Origin of the sequence: Bacillus sp. L75, from assembly GCF_003676355.1 — a bacterium.
Taxonomy (GTDB): domain Bacteria; phylum Bacillota; class Bacilli; order Bacillales; family Bacillaceae; genus Bacillus; species Bacillus velezensis.
In genome coordinates, this window is record NZ_ML064907.1 from 112,617 (window position 1) to 129,673 (window position 17,057).

Annotated in this window: 17 protein-coding genes; 14 read left to right on the top strand and 3 right to left on the bottom strand. The window is 42.0% G+C overall.

The window, feature by feature from the left end; translation table 11 throughout:
• Nucleotides 1-156: 156 nt before the first annotated feature.
• The gene (locus D5S11_RS13235) at nt 157-510 is read left to right on the top strand and encodes a hypothetical protein (protein WP_015416996.1); all 354 of its coding nucleotides are present in this window, start codon (nt 157-159) and stop codon (nt 508-510) included.
• Between the two features lie 126 nt (nt 511-636).
• On the opposite strand, the gene D5S11_RS13240 is transcribed toward D5S11_RS13235, so the two are convergent.
• Complete coding sequence (locus D5S11_RS13240) at nt 637-1,149, bottom strand: MarR family winged helix-turn-helix transcriptional regulator (RefSeq protein ID WP_007408942.1); 513 nt, start codon at nt 1,147-1,149, stop codon at nt 637-639.
• Between the two features lie 150 nt (nt 1,150-1,299).
• On the opposite strand from D5S11_RS13240, the gene D5S11_RS13245 reads away from it, so the two are divergent.
• Nucleotides 1,300-2,421, top strand: a complete 1,122-nt coding sequence (locus D5S11_RS13245; RefSeq protein ID WP_108725125.1) for an FAD-dependent oxidoreductase — start codon at nt 1,300-1,302, stop codon at nt 2,419-2,421.
• A gap of 36 nt (nt 2,422-2,457) precedes the next feature.
• On the opposite strand, the gene D5S11_RS13250 is transcribed toward D5S11_RS13245, so the two are convergent.
• On the bottom strand, nt 2,458-3,528 hold the full coding sequence (locus D5S11_RS13250) for a DUF3900 domain-containing protein (RefSeq protein WP_007609950.1): 1,071 nt from the start codon (nt 3,526-3,528) through the stop codon (nt 2,458-2,460).
• A gap of 164 nt (nt 3,529-3,692) precedes the next feature.
• Between D5S11_RS13250 and D5S11_RS13255 the strand changes: the two genes are divergently transcribed.
• The 6 genes from D5S11_RS13255 to D5S11_RS13280 all read left to right on the top strand — a co-directional run bounded on the left by D5S11_RS13255 (nt 3,693) and on the right by D5S11_RS13280 (nt 10,488).
• The gene (locus D5S11_RS13255; RefSeq protein WP_108725124.1) at nt 3,693-6,875 is read left to right on the top strand and encodes a bifunctional cytochrome P450/NADPH--P450 reductase; all 3,183 of its coding nucleotides are present in this window, start codon (nt 3,693-3,695) and stop codon (nt 6,873-6,875) included.
• 292 nt (nt 6,876-7,167) lie between these two features.
• Entirely contained in the window at nt 7,168-7,761 is a 594-nt protein-coding gene (locus D5S11_RS13260; RefSeq protein WP_108725123.1) for a hypothetical protein, read from the top strand.
• Nucleotides 7,754-8,065 (top strand): winged helix-turn-helix domain-containing protein, encoded by a 312-nt coding sequence (locus D5S11_RS13265; protein ID WP_007609957.1) that lies wholly within the window; start codon nt 7,754-7,756, stop codon nt 8,063-8,065. Before D5S11_RS13260 ends, D5S11_RS13265 begins: the two co-directional genes overlap by 8 nt.
• Nucleotides 8,066-8,956: an ABC transporter ATP-binding protein gene (locus tag D5S11_RS13270; protein WP_108725122.1), complete on the top strand. Its 891-nt coding sequence runs from the start codon at nt 8,066-8,068 to the stop codon at nt 8,954-8,956.
• Nucleotides 8,957-8,970: 14 nt separating this feature from the next.
• Nucleotides 8,971-9,711 carry an ABC transporter permease gene (locus tag D5S11_RS13275; protein ID WP_007609959.1) on the top strand — a complete coding sequence of 247 codons (741 nt, stop codon included), beginning with the start codon at nt 8,971-8,973 and terminating at the stop codon, nt 9,709-9,711.
• 54 nt (nt 9,712-9,765) lie between these two features.
• Nucleotides 9,766-10,488 (top strand): pentapeptide repeat-containing protein, encoded by a 723-nt coding sequence (locus tag D5S11_RS13280; RefSeq protein ID WP_108725121.1) that lies wholly within the window; start codon nt 9,766-9,768, stop codon nt 10,486-10,488.
• A gap of 61 nt (nt 10,489-10,549) precedes the next feature.
• On the opposite strand, the gene pznA is transcribed toward D5S11_RS13280, so the two are convergent.
• Nucleotides 10,550-10,675, bottom strand: a complete 126-nt coding sequence (gene pznA / locus D5S11_RS13285) for a TOMM peptide plantazolicin (protein WP_157662605.1) — start codon at nt 10,673-10,675, stop codon at nt 10,550-10,552.
• Nucleotides 10,676-11,637: 962 nt separating this feature from the next.
• Here pznA and D5S11_RS13290 point away from each other — a divergent pair.
• The 6 genes from D5S11_RS13290 to D5S11_RS13315 are packed head-to-tail and all read left to right on the top strand — an operon-like array spanning nt 11,638 to nt 17,037.
• On the top strand, nt 11,638-12,342 hold the full coding sequence (locus tag D5S11_RS13290; RefSeq protein ID WP_012117035.1) for a Rossmann-fold NAD(P)-binding domain-containing protein: 705 nt from the start codon (nt 11,638-11,640) through the stop codon (nt 12,340-12,342).
• Nucleotides 12,343-12,354: 12 nt separating this feature from the next.
• Nucleotides 12,355-13,347 carry a TOMM precursor leader peptide-binding protein gene (locus D5S11_RS13295; protein WP_108725120.1) on the top strand — a complete coding sequence of 331 codons (993 nt, stop codon included), beginning with the start codon at nt 12,355-12,357 and terminating at the stop codon, nt 13,345-13,347.
• Nucleotides 13,348-13,349: 2 nt separating this feature from the next.
• Complete coding sequence (locus D5S11_RS13300) at nt 13,350-14,696, top strand: YcaO-like family protein (protein WP_108725119.1); 1,347 nt, start codon at nt 13,350-13,352, stop codon at nt 14,694-14,696.
• A gap of 26 nt (nt 14,697-14,722) precedes the next feature.
• Nucleotides 14,723-15,532: a SagB/ThcOx family dehydrogenase gene (locus tag D5S11_RS13305; protein WP_108725118.1), complete on the top strand. Its 810-nt coding sequence runs from the start codon at nt 14,723-14,725 to the stop codon at nt 15,530-15,532.
• On the top strand, nt 15,532-16,206 hold the full coding sequence (locus D5S11_RS13310; protein ID WP_237436811.1) for a CPBP family glutamic-type intramembrane protease: 675 nt from the start codon (nt 15,532-15,534) through the stop codon (nt 16,204-16,206). The genes D5S11_RS13305 and D5S11_RS13310 overlap by 1 nt, the downstream gene beginning before the upstream one ends.
• A 24-nt stretch (nt 16,207-16,230) precedes the next feature.
• Nucleotides 16,231-17,037, top strand: a complete 807-nt coding sequence (locus tag D5S11_RS13315) for a class I SAM-dependent methyltransferase (protein WP_108725116.1) — start codon at nt 16,231-16,233, stop codon at nt 17,035-17,037.
• Nucleotides 17,038-17,057: the final 20 nt, after the last annotated feature.

Genomic DNA, 17,057 nt, shown 5'->3' on the forward strand with positions numbered 1-17,057 from the left:
CTGAGAGGGGCGCCTTTTGTTAATTCTAAGAGTTTTGAATTTTTAATCTCATAAGCCATGAGATCCCCTTTGTCATACGTTTGCCAGCTAGAAGTGAACGGAGGGTTTGTCATAATAACAAACCTGTTTCAAAAAATTTGAAAGGGGAAGGATATTATGCCTTGTAGTACAGATTATGCAACATATGTATTGAGAGTTTGTACCGATGCGGATTCTTATTCTGCAAAAGCTACTTCCATTGATTGTGTAGCATCATATGGGGGCGGGACAATCGCAACATTTGATTATTCCATGACAATTGATGTTTGGAACGGTTCAAAATGGGTGGCTAATGAAACAAAGAAAGGTTCTTTCAGTCACTCAACACCTAAAAAAGTATTTAAACTCTCAAATCAAAAATCGTTAAAAAAAGGATCAAATAGTGTGAGAGTGAGGTTGAAGACTAAAAATCGATATACAAATGTAACTTCCAGCATTAAAACACCTGCATTTATAGTGAAGAGAAAGTAATTTTAAAATTACTTTCTTCTGAAACAGCCTGAACAAACAAATGTGCAGGCTGTTTTGTTATAACCCTCATCTTTTTACTTCAATTTCCATCTCATAGAAATTTGCCTTTGTTTTTACGATACTACTTTATGTTCTGCCGCCGGAAAACAGCAGAAGCTTATCAAATAATACTTCAAGCATTTTTGTCAATTCCGCTTTTTGTTCAGCGGTGAAGCTTTCCATGACTCCTGAAATATTGGAGAAGTGGCCGGGAAGAAACAGCATCAGCTTTTCTTTTCCTTCTTTTGTGAGTTCGATGCTGATTTTTCGTCTGTCGCCGGTATGCCGGCTGCGGTTTACAAAGCCGTCCCGTGCGAGTCCGTCGATCAATCCGGTGATGGTCGCTTTGGTGACGTTGGATTTTTTCGCCAGCTCTGTGGGACTCAGGCTGTGTCCGGGTGCGTCAAACAGAAACATCAAAATTTTGAATTTCCCTTCGGACAATCCGTGACTTGAGAAATAATGCTCCATGACCTGATTCATTTTTTTAGACATATCAAATAACGTCAAAAATGTTTTCAATGATTCAGCATCCATATCGGCGTAAATCTCAGCGCGTCCGGCAATCTGCGAGTAATCCGGCAAATGTCTCAACTCCATTTTTGTAAGCCTCCGTACCATTTTAGTGATTCAAAGTATAAGCTTGCCGGATTCAAAAGGCAACCTATAAAGATTGACAGTTTTTCAGCCTATATAGTAAGGTGGCTAATATTTAATAAGTGATAAATAAATAGAGAAGGCGGTATCGTGATGAACCATGAAGTGAAAAAGATCATCATAGCGGGCGGAGGGATCGGCGGCCTGTCCGCAGCGATTTCTCTCGGCAGAGCGGGTTTTGAAGTAACCCTTTGCGAGGCGGCGTCCGACATGCGAAAAAGCGGAGCGGGCATTCTCCAGCCTCAAAATGCGCTGCGGGTGCTTCGGGAAATCGGTGTGTATGATGAATGCTGTCAACACGGCTTTCAAACGGAATGGCTGAAGCAGCATGATGAAAACGGAACGCTGCAGTTTAAAGTGAGTGAGGCGTTTTTAGATGATTCATTGCCGGGGCGGAATAATATATTGCGGCAAACGTTAAACGATATCCTCAAAAAGCATGCTGAAGCGGCGGGGGTCACGATTCTGCTCGGTAAAAAAGTCGTGTCTTACGAAGAAACGGCAGATGAAATAACGGTGCATTGTGCAGACGGAACCGCGATGACGGCTGACATCCTCGCCGGCTTTGACGGCATCCGCTCCGCTGTCCGCGATCAAATGCTGCAAAGAGAAGTGAAAACAGAGTATCTCGGCATGGGAGCGCACAGATTTTACATTTCTTTTCCCGAGCCGATATTTCATGATTCGACACTGATGTATAAAAAAGGGCAGACGCAGGTCGGAGTCGTGCCGCTCTCTGAAAAAACAGGATACGTATTTATCATCCGGCCGTATGACGCTGACTTCAGGGATGACGAGGACACGCGTTTTGAACGGGTGAAAGACTTGCTGCGCGGAATTCCGGGAGTGAAGTTTGTGACAGAGAATATGTCAAAGGAATATCCCGTTTTGTTTCATAAGATTGAGCAGATGGCGGTCAAAGAACCGTGGCACAGAGGCCGCGTCGTTCTGGGCGGGGATGCCGTCCATGCAGGAGCGCCGACATTGGCGCAGGGAGCGGCGATGGCGATTGAAGACGCGATTGTGCTTAGTGAAGAACTGCAAAAACAAGAAAACCATGAAACTGCATGTCAAGCATACTTCGAAAGACGGGCGGAGCGGGCATTACAGGTGCAGAATCTATCATCTGAAATCGTCCGCCGCGAGATAAAGGGAACGCCCGGAGTCCAAGACATCATCGGTGCATGCTATCGATTGCTCAAAGAGCCTTATTAAATAAAGAAAGTCCAGAACATGGCGTCTGGACTTTTGTCAGTCTTGTTCAGATTTATTCCGTATCCGTTCAATCACCTCATGCAGCCCCTCAGGCTTGTGAAACTCCACCGGCGAACTGCCTTTTTCAAACGAGATCGTCTCCGCCTCAATGAGCGCGACATAGCGCCCGTTCACTTTTGCGAGATGGATGGATTCGCCGAAATCAGCCAGTAATCCTTTAATCTCTGTTTCTCCGACTTTCATTTTCAGCTCGGCTTCCGGCGTGTGTTCAATGATCTGCGCGGATGCCTCGATGACTTGATGGGTGTCGAGGCGCTCCTGAATTTCCCGCTTTTCACTCGCTTCCCAAATTTCAATGTCGTGCTCAAACTGCTGAAGCTCTTCGCTGTTTTCTTCAAAAGTTTCATACACGTGTTCCTGCACCATGTTCATGACTTGGCTTTTCATGATTTCCGGCATCGATTCGCCATATTCGACAAATTTGAGAAAATCTTCGAAATAACGGGCGTGCGAGGCCTGGTGGATTTTCAGCTCATGCTCTTCCGTCATGCCTTCTTCCGGCATATACGGATATTGAATGCTTTTCATGTTTTTTGTCGTGATGGCCATTTCGACCTTTTTAATGAGAGACGAGGCGTCTGAGATGCGGGCGACCTTCGGCTCGAAATCGCATTTCATCATAAAGACGAATTTGTCTTCAAAATACTTGCGCGGAACGGCCGATGCCACGATAAAAACACCGCCGCGCACGGCGCTCGTGTCAAGGTAAGTGCGGACGAACTGCTCGCTTGCTTCGATAAATGCTTCCTTCGTATCCGCAAGTCTGGCGCGGTTGAAAAGGTTGTAATTCGGATTTGAATCAAGCTCATGGCCCGGCTCCGTGATAAAATGGCCGATTTTTGTTGGGACTTGCTCGGATTGCGGATGCCGTTCGGCTTTCCGTTTGACGATTTTCTTCAATTCCCCGTCAAGAAAATCCTTCAGCTCGCTTTCTTCAAATTCTTCCGTGTCAAGGGTCTGGAAATGTTTGAACTGTTTGTTTGCCTGTTCGTCTTTTCCTTCCACTTGAATGACATAAAACGATAAAAACTTGATTTCAAAATCCATATGTGAACTCACCTTATTTCTGTATTTAACAAGCCTCTCCAGTATAGAAAAAACCGTTATCGATCGTCAATCCGATGATTGATCCGTGACGGCGGATAATCGGCCGGTGAAAAGGGCAATGTAGTTGGAAGGAACGCATCAACGTGTAAGAAAGGGTGTTATTCATGAAGGAAACAGGTCCGATTCCGCAGCCGAAGACATTCGGCCCGCTCGGCAATCTTCCTTTGCTTGATAAAGACAAGCCTACAATGTCGCTGATCAAACTGGCAAACGAGCAGGGGCCTATTTTTCAGCTGCATACGCCGGCGGGCGCCATTATCGTCGTGTCCGGCCATGAACTGGTGAAAGAGGTTTGTGATGAAGAACGGTTCGATAAAAGCATTGAAGGGGCTTTGGAGAAAGTCCGGGCGTTTTCCGGTGACGGGCTGTTTACAAGCTGGACGCATGAGCCTAACTGGCGAAAGGCGCATAATATTCTGATGCCGACCTTCAGCCAGCGCGCGATGAAAGATTATCATTCGATGATGACTGATATCGCGGTGCAGCTGATTCAAAAATGGGCTAGGCTCAATCCGGATGAGGCCGTTGATGTGCCTGCTGATATGACCCGCCTGACGCTCGATACAATCGGGCTTTGCGGCTTTAACTATCGGTTTAACAGCTATTACAGGGAAACGCCTCATCCGTTTATCAACAGCATGGTGCGCGCCCTTGATGAAGCGATGCACCAAATGCAGCGCCTTGATGTTCAGGATAAGCTTATGATCAGGACGAAGCGCCAATTTCATCATGACATTCAGGCGATGTTTTCGTTAGTAGACAGTATTATCGCAGAGCGCCGGTCAGGCGGCCGGGATGAAAAGGATCTGTTGGCCAGAATGCTGAATGTGGAAGACCCGGAAACGGGCGAAAAACTTGATGATGAAAATATCCGGTACCAAATCATCACGTTTTTAATTGCCGGCCACGAAACGACCAGCGGCCTGCTTTCCTTTGCCATCTATTTTCTGCTGAAACATCCCCGTGTTTTGGAAAAAGCCTATGAAGAAGCTGATCGGGTATTGACCGATCCCGTTCCTTCATATAAACAAGTGCTGGATCTTACTTATATCCGAATGATTTTGCAGGAGTCATTGCGCTTATGGCCGACCGCGCCTGCGTTCAGCCTTTATGCGAAAGAGGATACGGTGATCGGCGGGAAATATCCGATCACGCCGAAAGACAGAATTTCCGTCTTAATTCCCCAGCTTCACCGTGATAAAGACGCGTGGGGAGACAATGCGGAGGAATTTTATCCGGAGCGGTTTGAACATCCTGATCAAGTGCCTCACCATGCGTATAAGCCGTTCGGAAACGGTCAGAGGGCGTGTATCGGTATGCAGTTCGCCCTGCATGAAGCAACTCTTGTTCTGGGGATGATTCTGCAGCATTTTACCTTTATCGATCACACCGATTATGAGCTCGATATTAAACAGACACTAACGATCAAGCCCGGCGACTTTCATATCCGGGTGCGGCCGAGAAACAAAGAAGCCGTTGCGGCTGCTCTCCCGGCGGCTGAAAAAGCGGCGGAAGAAGTCGAAAAAGAAAAACGGGAAACAAAAGGCGCATCCATTATCGGGCTTGATAACCGACCGCTTCTGATTCTGTACGGCTCAGATACGGGAACCGCAGAAGGCGTGGCGCGGGAGCTTGCCGATACTGCCGGGATGCACGGCGTCCGGACTGAAACGGCGCCTTTAAATGACCGGATCGGAAAACTGCCGAAAGAAGGAGCTCTCTTGATCATTACGTCCTCTTATAACGGAAAGCCTCCGAGCAACGCGGGACAATTCGTTCAATGGCTTGAAGAAGTCAAACCCGGGGAACTGGAAGGCGTCCGATATGCCGTCTTTGGCTGCGGTGATCATAACTGGGCGGCGACATATCAGGCTGTACCGAGGCTTATTGATGAGAAGCTTGCCGAAAAAGGGGCGGAACGCTTTTCCTCCCGAGGCGAGGGGGACGTCAGCGGCGATTTTGAAGGAAAGCTTGATGAATGGAAAAAAAGCATGTGGACGGACGCTATGAAGGCATTCGGTCTCAAGCTGAATGAAAATGCAGAAAAAGAGCGAAGTGCGCTGGGCCTTCAGTTTGTCAGCGGGCTTGGCGGGTCTCCTTTGGCACAGACGTATGAAGCGGTTTACGCATCCGTTGCGGAAAACAGGGAACTTCAGGCGCCGGAAAGCGGCCGGAGCACAAGGCATATCGAAATCACTCTGCCGAAAGAGGCTGCCTATCATGAAGGGGATCATCTCGGCGTGCTGCCGGTAAACAGCAAAGAGCAGGTCAGCCGTGTTCTCCGCCGGTTCAATCTGAACGGGAATGATCAAGTGCTGCTGACGGCCAGCGGACAGAGCGCGGCTCATCTCCCGCTCGATCGGCCGGTCAGGCTGCATGATCTTCTGAGCAGCTGTGTCGAATTGCAGGAAGCGGCATCAAGGGCTCAAATCCGGGAAATGGCCGCTTATACGGTCTGCCCGCCGCACAAACGGGAATTGGAAGATTTTCTTGAGGAGGGCGTCTATCAGGAGCAAATCTTAACATCGCGCGTCTCGATGCTCGATCTCCTTGAAAAATATGAAGCGTGTGAACTTCCGTTTGAGCGATTTCTGGAGCTTTTGCGCCCGTTGAAGCCGCGGTATTATTCGATTTCAAGTTCGCCCCGGAAACATCCCGGGCAGGCTTCAATTACCGTCGGCGTCGTTCGCGGCCCCGCCCGGAGCGGTTTGGGGGAGTATCGCGGAGTCGCTTCGAATTATTTAGCGGACCGCGGCCCTGAGGATGGAATCGTGATGTTTGTCCGCACTCCGGAAACACGATTCCGGCTGCCGGAAGATCCGGAAAAACCGATTATTATGGTCGGTCCCGGCACAGGAGTCGCCCCGTTCCGCGGATTTCTGCAGGCCCGGGCGGCGTTAAAAAAAGAAGGAAAAGAGCTGGGGGAGGCTCATCTGTATTTCGGATGCAGAAACGATCATGATTTTATTTACCGTGACGAGCTTGAAGCTTATGAAAAAGACGGAATCGTGACGCTTCATACGGCTTTCTCCCGCAAAGAAGGCGTACCGAAAACGTATGTGCAGCACTTAATGGCGAAAGACGCCGGCGCTTTAATTTCCATCCTCGGCCGGGGAGGGCACCTCTACGTATGCGGCGACGGCAGCAGAATGGCGCCCGATGTAGAGGCAACGCTGCAAAAAGCGTATCAGTCGGTCCGCGAAACAGACGAACGGCAAGCGCAAAAATGGCTTTTGGACCTCCAGACAAAAGGCATTTACGCAAAAGATGTTTGGGCGGGGATTTGACCGATTTGATGAAAAGGACTGGATGACTCCAGTCCTTTTTCCTTCAATAAAATGAATTGCTTTCCAATCGATATACATTCGGTTTGTCAGCAATCTGAAGGCTTTGTTGTGAGATCTTATAACAAGATAAGGATGTCTCACAGTGGTGGAAGGATATCAGCGCCAAGAGTCCCATCTGCTGTTTCCAAGATTAAATAGTTGTGCCTATTTTGGATAAAACCTCTTTACAAATATATGGAATTAGAATATACTCTGTTCCACAAAGTACTTTGCGAAAAGAGGAGCCTGTCTTATGTCAAATCAGAATTTTCTTGAATCAGAGATAGCCGAAAACTTATCTCATATCAAGGTCTTGACGAACTACAAGACTGAGTACTCAAGGCAAACCAGTCCATATTTCATTATTTGGGGCTGTATATGGATTATTACGTATTCCGTTTCTTTATGTAAGGTACCTTCTGTAGTCCTCGCTTGTGTCTGGTTAATACTGGCAGTATTAGGGTGGATACTGACTTTGAAGACATATCTTAAGCAGAAACAATTTGATCCCATGCCCACTTTCTTAAAGAATCAATTAAAATATGCATGGATTGGATTCATATTAATGGTATGCATTTTTGTTTTCCTGATTTTAATGGGATTATTGCCGCGAACAGGAGAATTTCTATCGTTTTTGATTGTGTTAATGGTGTCTATTATGTACATATTCTTAGGCATCGTGTTAACAAAAGAGATTTTTATTATGGGATTTTGGCTGAGCATACTCGGTATGCTTACATTCTGTTTATTTCCTGAGGCAATGAATATTGTTTTTGCATTTATTGGCGGAGGCAGCCTATTACTTACAGGAATGATTTTGAAAAGAAAAGGGCAAGGAAATGAGTAATGTTAACAATATCAATGATTTAATACATGCCAAAGTACGGTTGGGAATTATGAGTTTACTGATGACTTATGATCAATGTGATTTTACTTTCCTGAAAAAGTCATTAGACATCACAGATGGGAATTTAGGTTCGCATCTGAAAAAGTTAGAAGATGCAGCTTATATAGAACTAACCAAGAAGTTCGTATCCAAAAAGCCGAAGACTATTGTTCAGATTACGAAAGAAGGGAAAGCAGCCTACAAGGAGTACATTAATACAATTGAATCCATATTTAAAATAAATAACAGTGGGGGAATGGTGTAAATGCTGCAAGTTGAACATATAAGTAAGCGCTATGGCACGACTCTGGCTTTGGACAATGTGGCTTTAACAATTCCGAAAGGAGTCTGTTATGGACTTGTTGGACCGAACGGATCCGGTAAATCTACCTTAATTAAGATCATCTCGCGCATCATCCGGGAATATGACGGTAAGATTGAATTTGTCGGCAATAAAAATGGCAGACTGGGTTATGTTCCACAGGATATCAGCCTTGAAGAAAAATTAACCGCAAAGACCAACATGGAATTTTTTGGAAAGGTGCATGGACTGAATGGCTTAAAACTAAAGCAAACAACAAAAAAACTGTTAGAAGATATCGGGTTGTCAGAAAGGGCAAACGACGTTGTGGAGAACTTTTCCGGAGGAATGAAGCGCCGTTTAAATATCGGGTGTGCACTAATGCACGATCCAGACTTAATTATTCTAGATGAGCCGACGGTAGGCGTGGATCCGCAATCACGCCGCTACATTTTTAACATCGTAAATCGACTCAAAAAAGCCGGTAAAACCATTATTTATGTGAGCCATTACATGGAAGAGATTGAAACTCTTTGTGACTATGTAGCTTTTATCGACAGAGGGCAGATTATCGATGAAGGAGAAATAAATGAACTGCTTAAACGACATGAAGAATCATCTATTATGTTTAACTCCTCATTGTCTCATGAATTAATAAAGAGCCATGGTTTTGAGTTTTCAGTCGTTAATTCAGGGCTGATAATAAAAACCAAAAAACCTTTAGAAACCATGGAGCGCTTAATTAGCGTCAGTAAGGAAAACAATATTGTGCCTCATCAGTTGTTTTTATATAAGCCAAAATTAGAAGATGTATTCTTTAAACTTACCGGCACTGATTTGCGTGATGAAGAATAAAGGGGGAATTTATCATGTTACCGCTCGCTCAAATTGAAACGCTAAAACAGTTAAAGGATAAGTCTCTGTTTTTTTGGACGATTATATTACCTATTGTGTCCATCATATTGCTGATTGAGCTATTTACGACAGACAGTACAAACAAAACTTTAGTAGCTTCACAATCTGTAACCGGTATGAGCGTATTCTTTTCTACATTCATTATTATCTCCATCGTTATAAGTTTTGTAAAGGATCGGGAAAAAGGAATTGTATCAAGACTGGCAAGTACCCCTTTAAAGCCTTATAACTTCTTCTTAGGAAAAAGTATCCCTTTTTTAGTCATAACTTTTATGCAAATTCTTCTCCTGTCCGTTCTGGGAATATTTCTGTATGATATTGAAATTAATAATTTTCCGGCGTATATGTGGGTTGTTGTGTTGATATCTTTACTAGTTACATCCTGGGGAGTTGCCATTTCAGTCTTTGCAAAGACTGAAAATACCGGTTTGGTCATGACAAATGTGATTGCATTAGGTACCGCTGTTGTATGCGGTTTATGGACCCCTTATGATCAATTACCAAGCTATCTTCAAACTATTGGAATGCTCTTTCCGCAGTACTGGGCGCATCAAGGGTTAATTCAATCGGTCTCGACGATATCGGGAGGAGAAAGTCTAATATGGGTAACCCTTGTTGTACTGAGCTATACAATACTGGGATTTATAGTTTCTCTAATTGGATACCGGCATTACATTAAAATGGCAAGAAACTAGACCGCTGAAGAATGGGTCATTAAAACGCAGCTGGGACTAAAAGGAGAGCGGGAAATGATAAGTGAAAAACTAAAACTGTATGTCGAGGGTCTATTTAAAAAGTACGAAAGAAATTCGTTACTGAGCAGAAAAAAAACGGAGCTTTTAACTAAGCTTCATGATAGAAGTATTAGCTTGGAAGCAGAGGGTATGACAAAGCTGGATATTGAGAAGTTGCTTATACGCGAAATAGAATCCAAAAGCTTGGCGGTCGATACCAGTGACCTGAATATAGATAAATCCAATGTATTAAAACTCAAAAAAAAGACGTTTATAAATAAGAATTTGCAAAAAACGGAGGATTTTGAGCCGGTAAATGCCGAGTACTATCTCAGTGACTTTAAAAGTGCAACTCTTCAGAATATCGATGTCGAACACTCTGTCTTCAAAAACTGCTACTTCAAGAATTTCTCATGTAAAGACTCCGCCATCATAGAATCGACATTTAAAAAAAGTGATCTCAGCCAGTCAAATTATGACACATGTAAACTTGAGTATATGCTTTATATCGGTTGTCACCTGCCAAAAGTCAATTTTACAGATACCTCCATCCTGCATACGTTCTTCAAGAACTGCTATCTAAAGAAAGTATCCTTTACGAACTGCAATCTAATTAATATTCGGTTTGAATCTTGTGATATTGCAAACGTTAAAATTACAGGAGGCAAAATGGATAAAACAACATACCGTATACTGCAAGAAGAGGGGACTTCATTACATTCAGTAGAATTAATTTAAATTTAATATAAAGAAGCATAGACCAATAAGAATCATCTTATTGGTCTATTTGTCTTAGAGGTTAAAACGTAGATGAACTAGAGATGATTGTGGTACAGGTACAGCGTGCAGCCATTGGCTCGAATAAATGTTGACCTTCTCCGTGTACACTTGCAATAAGAGCAGTTGGCACTTTAATTTGAGTCATAATTGTTACCTCCTCCATAAAATTTATCGACAAAGAATTTACCGATATGTACCATATTGTGATTTATATGGACAATATTGTCAACCCAAATATGTAATTTTTTGTGATATAGATAATGGATTTATAATGAGCAATTTGGTTTAAGAAGCTGAATCACTCTAAATTTAGTTAAAAATGAAATTAATAATTCTGAATTTTATATTTGATCAGAGGGAAAGTATGTGTTTTAATAGGGTTATGGGAATAAATACTATTTTTTAAGCGGAATAACCCAACTTGTTAGGAAAAAGGAAACGTTGTTTGAAGTTAAAGCTAAGCCAATTCAGGCGAATCGCATAGGCTGATCGGGGCTTTGGGTGGATTCTTAACAGGAAATGTCAAACTTCAAGGAAGCTTGAGCTTTGTCTGTTGGACAAAAGGGATGACTGCCCGACTGCTTAGAATAAAGCTTAAATTTACTAAGGGTTTCTTGTACCCCATTGGTATTGTAATGATTCTGGTGTCACCTACGAAAGATTTACTCTTCTTTGTATTACCTCAGCATTCTTCGAAGCTTCTTCAGATAGTATTACAAAATCAATAACTGATTTAATGATATTTGTGTATTCGTAACTCCCTGTATTATTTTGTCGCAGAGAGATGAACCAGGCTAAAGTAGGAGGAAGTAATACGTTATTAACTTATTTGTTTTTCTCAAGACACCATCCTTTGTTTACTTTTAAGAAAGGTATTTAACTTCTGATCCTAACTAACTTAATCTTGTATGCTGTTTTCTATTTGCTGCTGCACTGTCCTAACTGTTATGGTTCAACCATCTTTTGTTAAGACATTTATTTACGGTGATTATCAAATTTATAATTTCCATATTAAGTATTAATTGGTTATATTAACTTTTTGCTTATCTTTCTGATGACAAATCATGAGATTGATCGAGTGAGATTATTGATTAGGAGGTATTGGACGTGAAAATTCACTACATGGGAGTTAGGGAACCCCTGAAACAAATATTGGAGGATAAGGCGGCTGAGCTCCATGATTATCCATTGCAGATTGTAGATTTAGGCGGATCAATAAAGTACGAAAGTGATTCTTTCATCAACTCTTTTGACTTGGATGCAGAAACAATCATACTTTCAAACCGGAGATATAATTTGAATGATGAATTGGGTTACGTGGAAACAGAGTTACTACAAAAATATAAAAAAAGTATTTTATACAGAACATCCCCTTTGGATATCGGAATCGAGTTGTACAGAGGATGGGCAGCAGCCACAGGAATACTGCTCACTGCTTTTTCTCCGGTAGGCGTAAATTGGATTTCCACTCAAGATGTTGCATCTGCATGCTTAATCTCAAAAAAAGATGTAAATGTTCGCGCAGGGAAAGCCTTTGACCTAACCGGAGCGGAAGTTATTAGTATGGAAAGACTTAAAGATATATTTGAACAAGATTTGGAGATGCAGATAGATTTACAATGTAAAAATAAAGAGGAAGCGATTAGGATGCTGATGCAAAATAACATGCCACTGGATCTAATAGAATGGTTGGTAGAATATCAGATACTGTCTTCCGATGACCGATTAGAACCAACTACTAATATTCTGGAACAGATAATTGGGCATCCGCCAAATGCAGCTCAATTATTTGAAAATAAACAAATTAATTAAGGAGGAATACAGATGTCTCAACAAACTCAATCTATTCAAACGGTTGTAAGGTTCAAATTATCTCCTCATATTACTTTGGGAGAATTGGAAGGAAGCCTGTTAAGCTTTAAAGCACAATCCATTACAAAAGTTGATGGAGAAGGAATCGTTGAATTCTTTGAGGCAATTTCAGAATATCTTGTATGTGAGAATGGAGTCTCAATTGAAGAACTGCACCAAAGGTTCAACTTAGAGAAAGAACAGTTAAGAAACGTCTTCGATTTCCTGGTGACGAACGGATTGTGTATACAATCTACTTCTAATTTTGACATGACTGCTTTTTTGGCATATGAGAGGGCAGGGGGGCAAGTGAAAGTCAACCAGATCTTACATAGATTAAAGACAAGCATAGTGGAAGTTGTAGCACATGGGGAAAATAACCTAGCAATAACCCTTACTAATAGCTTGCAGGAAACAGGATTAAACATAGATTGGAAAGAAAAACCGGATAATGGGAAGCCTTCGATACGTATTGCTGTAGCAGCTTCACATTTGGACCCGCTGTTAGAACAAGTAAATGATCAATCATTAGAAGATCATGTCCCTTGGTTGTGTGTTATTCCATACGATGGTCAGACAGCTTGGGTTGGTCCATTTTTCATCCCGCACAAGTCTGCATGTCTCCATTGTTATAACTTACGTAAATCAGCAAACTTTTCAGATGAGGTATTTCGTTCAGAATTGATGAAGGTCAAGCCAGTCAACGCTGCGAAACAACCGGTATATAATCAGCCAGTTCATTTGGTACAGGCAGGAATAGCGAATAATCTTGTCACAGAGTGGATTACACTAAGAGACTATGCACCAAGCGCCGTTCCAGGTGGTTTTATAACTGTCAATTTGGATGACAGGGGAGTTTCGGTTGATAATCATCGTGTATATAGAGTACCGAGATGCCAAAAGTGTTCTCCTGCCGCTGACACAGGATTTCCTCAAGTATGGTATCACGGCGAGGTGCCCAAATAATTATGGTGAGTAAATGGACGACATTAGAAGATTCATGGAAAGTCCTTGATAGTCTTGCTGATCCATATGTAGGTATAGTGAGAAGAGAGTATCGGAAATTACGCGATGTAGATGACGTTTGGGGACACTCGTACGGTGCTCATGGGACAGACAGTAAAATTTTATTCGGAGTCCCCTCTAATTCTTATAATGGAGGCGGATCGGATAATGCGGCTGCGGCAAGACTAGCTGCTATTGGGGAAACGGTGGAAAGATATAGTGCAGCTTATCTTCCATTTGATTCCGATGTTGTATGTTTTGGATCACAAAAGGAATTAGAGAAGGAGAATAAGCGTTTCATTGGATATAAAGATTGGGAATTGTACGCTCCAACTCAATTCAAAGATCCTATATTTCCTCATGAAGTTTGGGATGAAAATACTAAGCTGTGGTGGAGAAAAGGGACATATGCGAAAACAAATGAGGAGGTATGGACCCCAGGGCAACTAATCCATATCGCCAATCATACGGAATGGCCTGGGGACACTAATATAGGTCATGCTACAAGTAACGGTCTTGCTTGCGGAATTACCTTTGTAGAAGCAGCAATTTCAGGTTTATTTGAAACGATTGAACGGGATGCTTTTATGCTTACCTGGTATAACAAGCTGAGCTTGCCCCAGATTGATGTGAATTCTTCTCCGAGATTAAAACGCTTTTATGAAAGATATATTAAACCAACATCATTGCGGCTGCACTTAGTTGATATGACTGTATTTTCAGGTATTCCTTCTGTGCTAGCAGTTGTCAGAAATCCTCATACGAATTTAGCCCCTTTTGCAATTGGAGCCGCCTCCTCCTATTCAATAGAAAGGGCTTGTGAAAAGGCAGCAATTGAAGGGATGTATACAAGAACTTGGGTCAAGACGGAACAACGTTTAGGTAACGCATTAGTGAATGCGGATTTTAATAGGGATATCAATAGTTTTGAGGACCATATCAAGCTTTACGCAGGAACCGATATCGTCAAGGAAGCTGATTTCCTTACAAGTAACAGCACTTTAGTTGATGTTAACCAATTTAAGTCATTCGATGATAGTTCTCCTGATGTACTTTGGAATAGTCTAAATGATCACCTATATGAAAAAGGTTTCAAAGTGGCTACATTTGATTTAACAAGTCCTGATATAAAAGATGCCGGAGCTTATGTAGTAAAGTCCATCATTCCAGGGTTTAAACCTATAGATGTCCTTTACAGGGGAAGAATGTTGGGTGGAGAACGTATATTACGACATTCTTACGATTTAGGGTTAGTACCAGAGCCGTTTACAATCGAAACACTTAATCCAGTACCTCATCCATTCCCATAAATACTAAGGTGAAAGGGGTTAACGAAATGAAAGAGATTGAAAGGCATGCCACTAATTTGGTTGATGTAGTCTATGGCAATGAAAAACTAAGATTTGATGATCCTTCTGAGAACTGGTTTGAGGCTTCGAAAGTTTATCGAAGCTCTATGGCGTGGGACGCGCCAGGAGTAGCAGGCCTAATGAGATCTGCAACATTACAGAAGATCGCTACTCATGCAGGTAAACGATTTGATGACTTGCCATTGATTACATTACCTTCCCCATTGAGGACAAGTGTATCATTAGATGAAGTTATTCGAAATAGGAGAAGTATCGAACAGTTTAACGGTGGTAGTACAACATTATCACAGCTTTCTACCATTCTGCAGGGTAGTTATGGATTAATAGAGCGCCCTGAAGGTCCTAGACGCCCTATTCCTTCTGGCGGAGCTCTTTATCCGTTGGATCTGTACGTTGTTAGCAACAAGGTGGATTCTTTGGAAAAAGGTCTATATCACTTTGATCCTTATCGAAAGGGCCTAGTTCATCTAGGTGAGTACTCTGAAGAGGATTTCGGAAGAATAATGTTACAAGAAGAAGCTGTAAAGGACTTTTCTTTCGCTGTAATCATATCGGCTAGCTTTTGGAGGTCAAGGTTTAAATATGGCCATCGTTCATATCGATTTATATTTATTGAAGCGGGTCATCTGATGCAGAATATGATTTTATTGGCCACAGCCCAATGTATCCAGAGCCGTCCATACGGAGGGTTTATAGATGATGAGCTCATGGATCTTATTGGTGGCCATAATGGAGTAGACGATGCACCTATATATACTTTAGTTGCAGGAACATGATGGAGTTAAGGGTATGCATCTTTATAGGGATCCTGATTCATTTGATGGGTCCCTATGTTTCAAAGCTAACAGTTATGTATCAAATCAAGCATAGAACTAAGGAATATAAACTGACTCGTCATATAACACCGCAGCGCAGTTATGATATTATCACCGTTTTTGGTGGAATTATGTGTTGCAGCATCTTCTTATTAGATGATAACTTTTTTTTAATACATAGCAATAATGCGTACGGTGTTTTATTATTTAGTGCCCTAGGTTTCTTTTTTCCTTATGTTATCTGGAAGCGTAAAAACAAATCTGTTGTATTTGTTAAAAGAAAAGTAAATAAACTTGATACATTGATTTTCCTGCCTTTATGCGCAGTTTCAGAGGAATTAATATGGAGAATTTGTATTCCTTTTCTATTTAAACTATACTTCTTTGATTCTGTCTTATTGTGTACGTGTATTAGCTCGATAGGATTCTTACTGCTCCATATTCCCCTTGGTGGTGTAAAGTCAGCCCCCTATATGACTGTATTTACTGTAATAGCTGTAATAGCTGCACAATTTGATTTTTTATCAGTAGCTGCATTCCATATTGTGCATAATTTAACTATCCAGTATTTTCGTCCTGTCAGCAAAAGGAAAATAAATACATCTTCGCCGACAATGTCTCAAGCAGAGTGGTAAACTCTTTGGAGGTGTCACAGTTATATGGAAATTGAAACAATTGTCAGAGAGTCAGAAGCCAACAGAATTCAAGCACAAACATGGTTTTCTCATCCTGAGAAAAGTAAAGTGAGCTTTCGGTATGATGAGAGGGAAACCTCATCCATTAGAAGTATTTCAATTGAAACATTTCTGTCGTTTTACTCCAGTAAATTTAATAGAGAGCCGTATTCTGTATTAGATATTGGTTGCGGACAGGGGCAAGTAATTCAATATTTGAACAGTCGGTTTCAAAAGATCGAACTGACAGGTATTGATTCCTCTGCCCAAGCAATTTCTTCAGCAAAAAAACTCGGTATTAATGCATCTTTTATATGTTCAAATGCAGAAAATATTATGCAATATGTGTCTAAGAAGCAAGACATTATATTCATACATCTATGTTTTGGACTCTTTAAGAATCCTATTGCTATTGTAAATACACTCATCCATCTATTATCAGATCAATCATGTATCTATATTGTAGACTTGGACAGGAACAGTTTGGGAGAGGGCCTTAACACAGCGCAATCTCGTGAGGAAGAAGCCTATTTAAAAGATCAATACCGTGCTTCTTTAACACTGGAAGAATTTAAACAGCTGCTGCATGTTGTGACCAAAGAACAACATGGGGTGTCATTTCAGGTGGGTAATTCCTTTATTGGCGGGTTTGATGAAACCAGTTCACAATTTTTTTCGCTAATGAGAAACAGAAATTTGCAAGACGCGTTAAGGACCAGTGTTGGAGAACAGTTTAAGCAGTCACAAATGCCAGCTCTGCTGCATGGTTGGATTATAAAAAACAAAAGGTAAACGTGAAGAAAGCATTTTTG

Excerpts from the sequence above, each read along its gene's own strand:
- D5S11_RS13235 (WP_015416996.1), top strand. The coding sequence starts at position 157 with ATGCCTTGTAGTACAGATTATGCAACATATGTATTGAGAGTTTGTACC.
- D5S11_RS13240 (WP_007408942.1), bottom strand. The coding sequence starts at position 1,149 with ATGGAGTTGAGACATTTGCCGGATTACTCGCAGATTGCCGGACGCGCT.
- D5S11_RS13245 (WP_108725125.1), top strand. The coding sequence starts at position 1,300 with ATGAACCATGAAGTGAAAAAGATCATCATAGCGGGCGGAGGGATCGGC.
- D5S11_RS13250 (WP_007609950.1), bottom strand. The coding sequence starts at position 3,528 with ATGGATTTTGAAATCAAGTTTTTATCGTTTTATGTCATTCAAGTGGAA.
- D5S11_RS13255 (WP_108725124.1), top strand. The coding sequence starts at position 3,693 with ATGAAGGAAACAGGTCCGATTCCGCAGCCGAAGACATTCGGCCCGCTC.
- D5S11_RS13260 (WP_108725123.1), top strand. The coding sequence starts at position 7,168 with ATGTCAAATCAGAATTTTCTTGAATCAGAGATAGCCGAAAACTTATCT.
- D5S11_RS13265 (WP_007609957.1), top strand. The coding sequence starts at position 7,754 with ATGAGTAATGTTAACAATATCAATGATTTAATACATGCCAAAGTACGG.
- D5S11_RS13270 (WP_108725122.1), top strand. The coding sequence starts at position 8,066 with ATGCTGCAAGTTGAACATATAAGTAAGCGCTATGGCACGACTCTGGCT.
- D5S11_RS13275 (WP_007609959.1), top strand. The coding sequence starts at position 8,971 with ATGTTACCGCTCGCTCAAATTGAAACGCTAAAACAGTTAAAGGATAAG.
- D5S11_RS13280 (WP_108725121.1), top strand. The coding sequence starts at position 9,766 with ATGATAAGTGAAAAACTAAAACTGTATGTCGAGGGTCTATTTAAAAAG.
- pznA (WP_157662605.1), bottom strand. The coding sequence starts at position 10,675 with ATGACTCAAATTAAAGTGCCAACTGCTCTTATTGCAAGTGTACACGGA.
- D5S11_RS13295 (WP_108725120.1), top strand. The coding sequence starts at position 12,355 with ATGTCTCAACAAACTCAATCTATTCAAACGGTTGTAAGGTTCAAATTA.
- D5S11_RS13300 (WP_108725119.1), top strand. The coding sequence starts at position 13,350 with ATGGTGAGTAAATGGACGACATTAGAAGATTCATGGAAAGTCCTTGAT.
- D5S11_RS13305 (WP_108725118.1), top strand. The coding sequence starts at position 14,723 with ATGAAAGAGATTGAAAGGCATGCCACTAATTTGGTTGATGTAGTCTAT.
- D5S11_RS13310 (WP_237436811.1), top strand. The coding sequence starts at position 15,532 with ATGGAGTTAAGGGTATGCATCTTTATAGGGATCCTGATTCATTTGATG.
- D5S11_RS13315 (WP_108725116.1), top strand. The coding sequence starts at position 16,231 with ATGGAAATTGAAACAATTGTCAGAGAGTCAGAAGCCAACAGAATTCAA.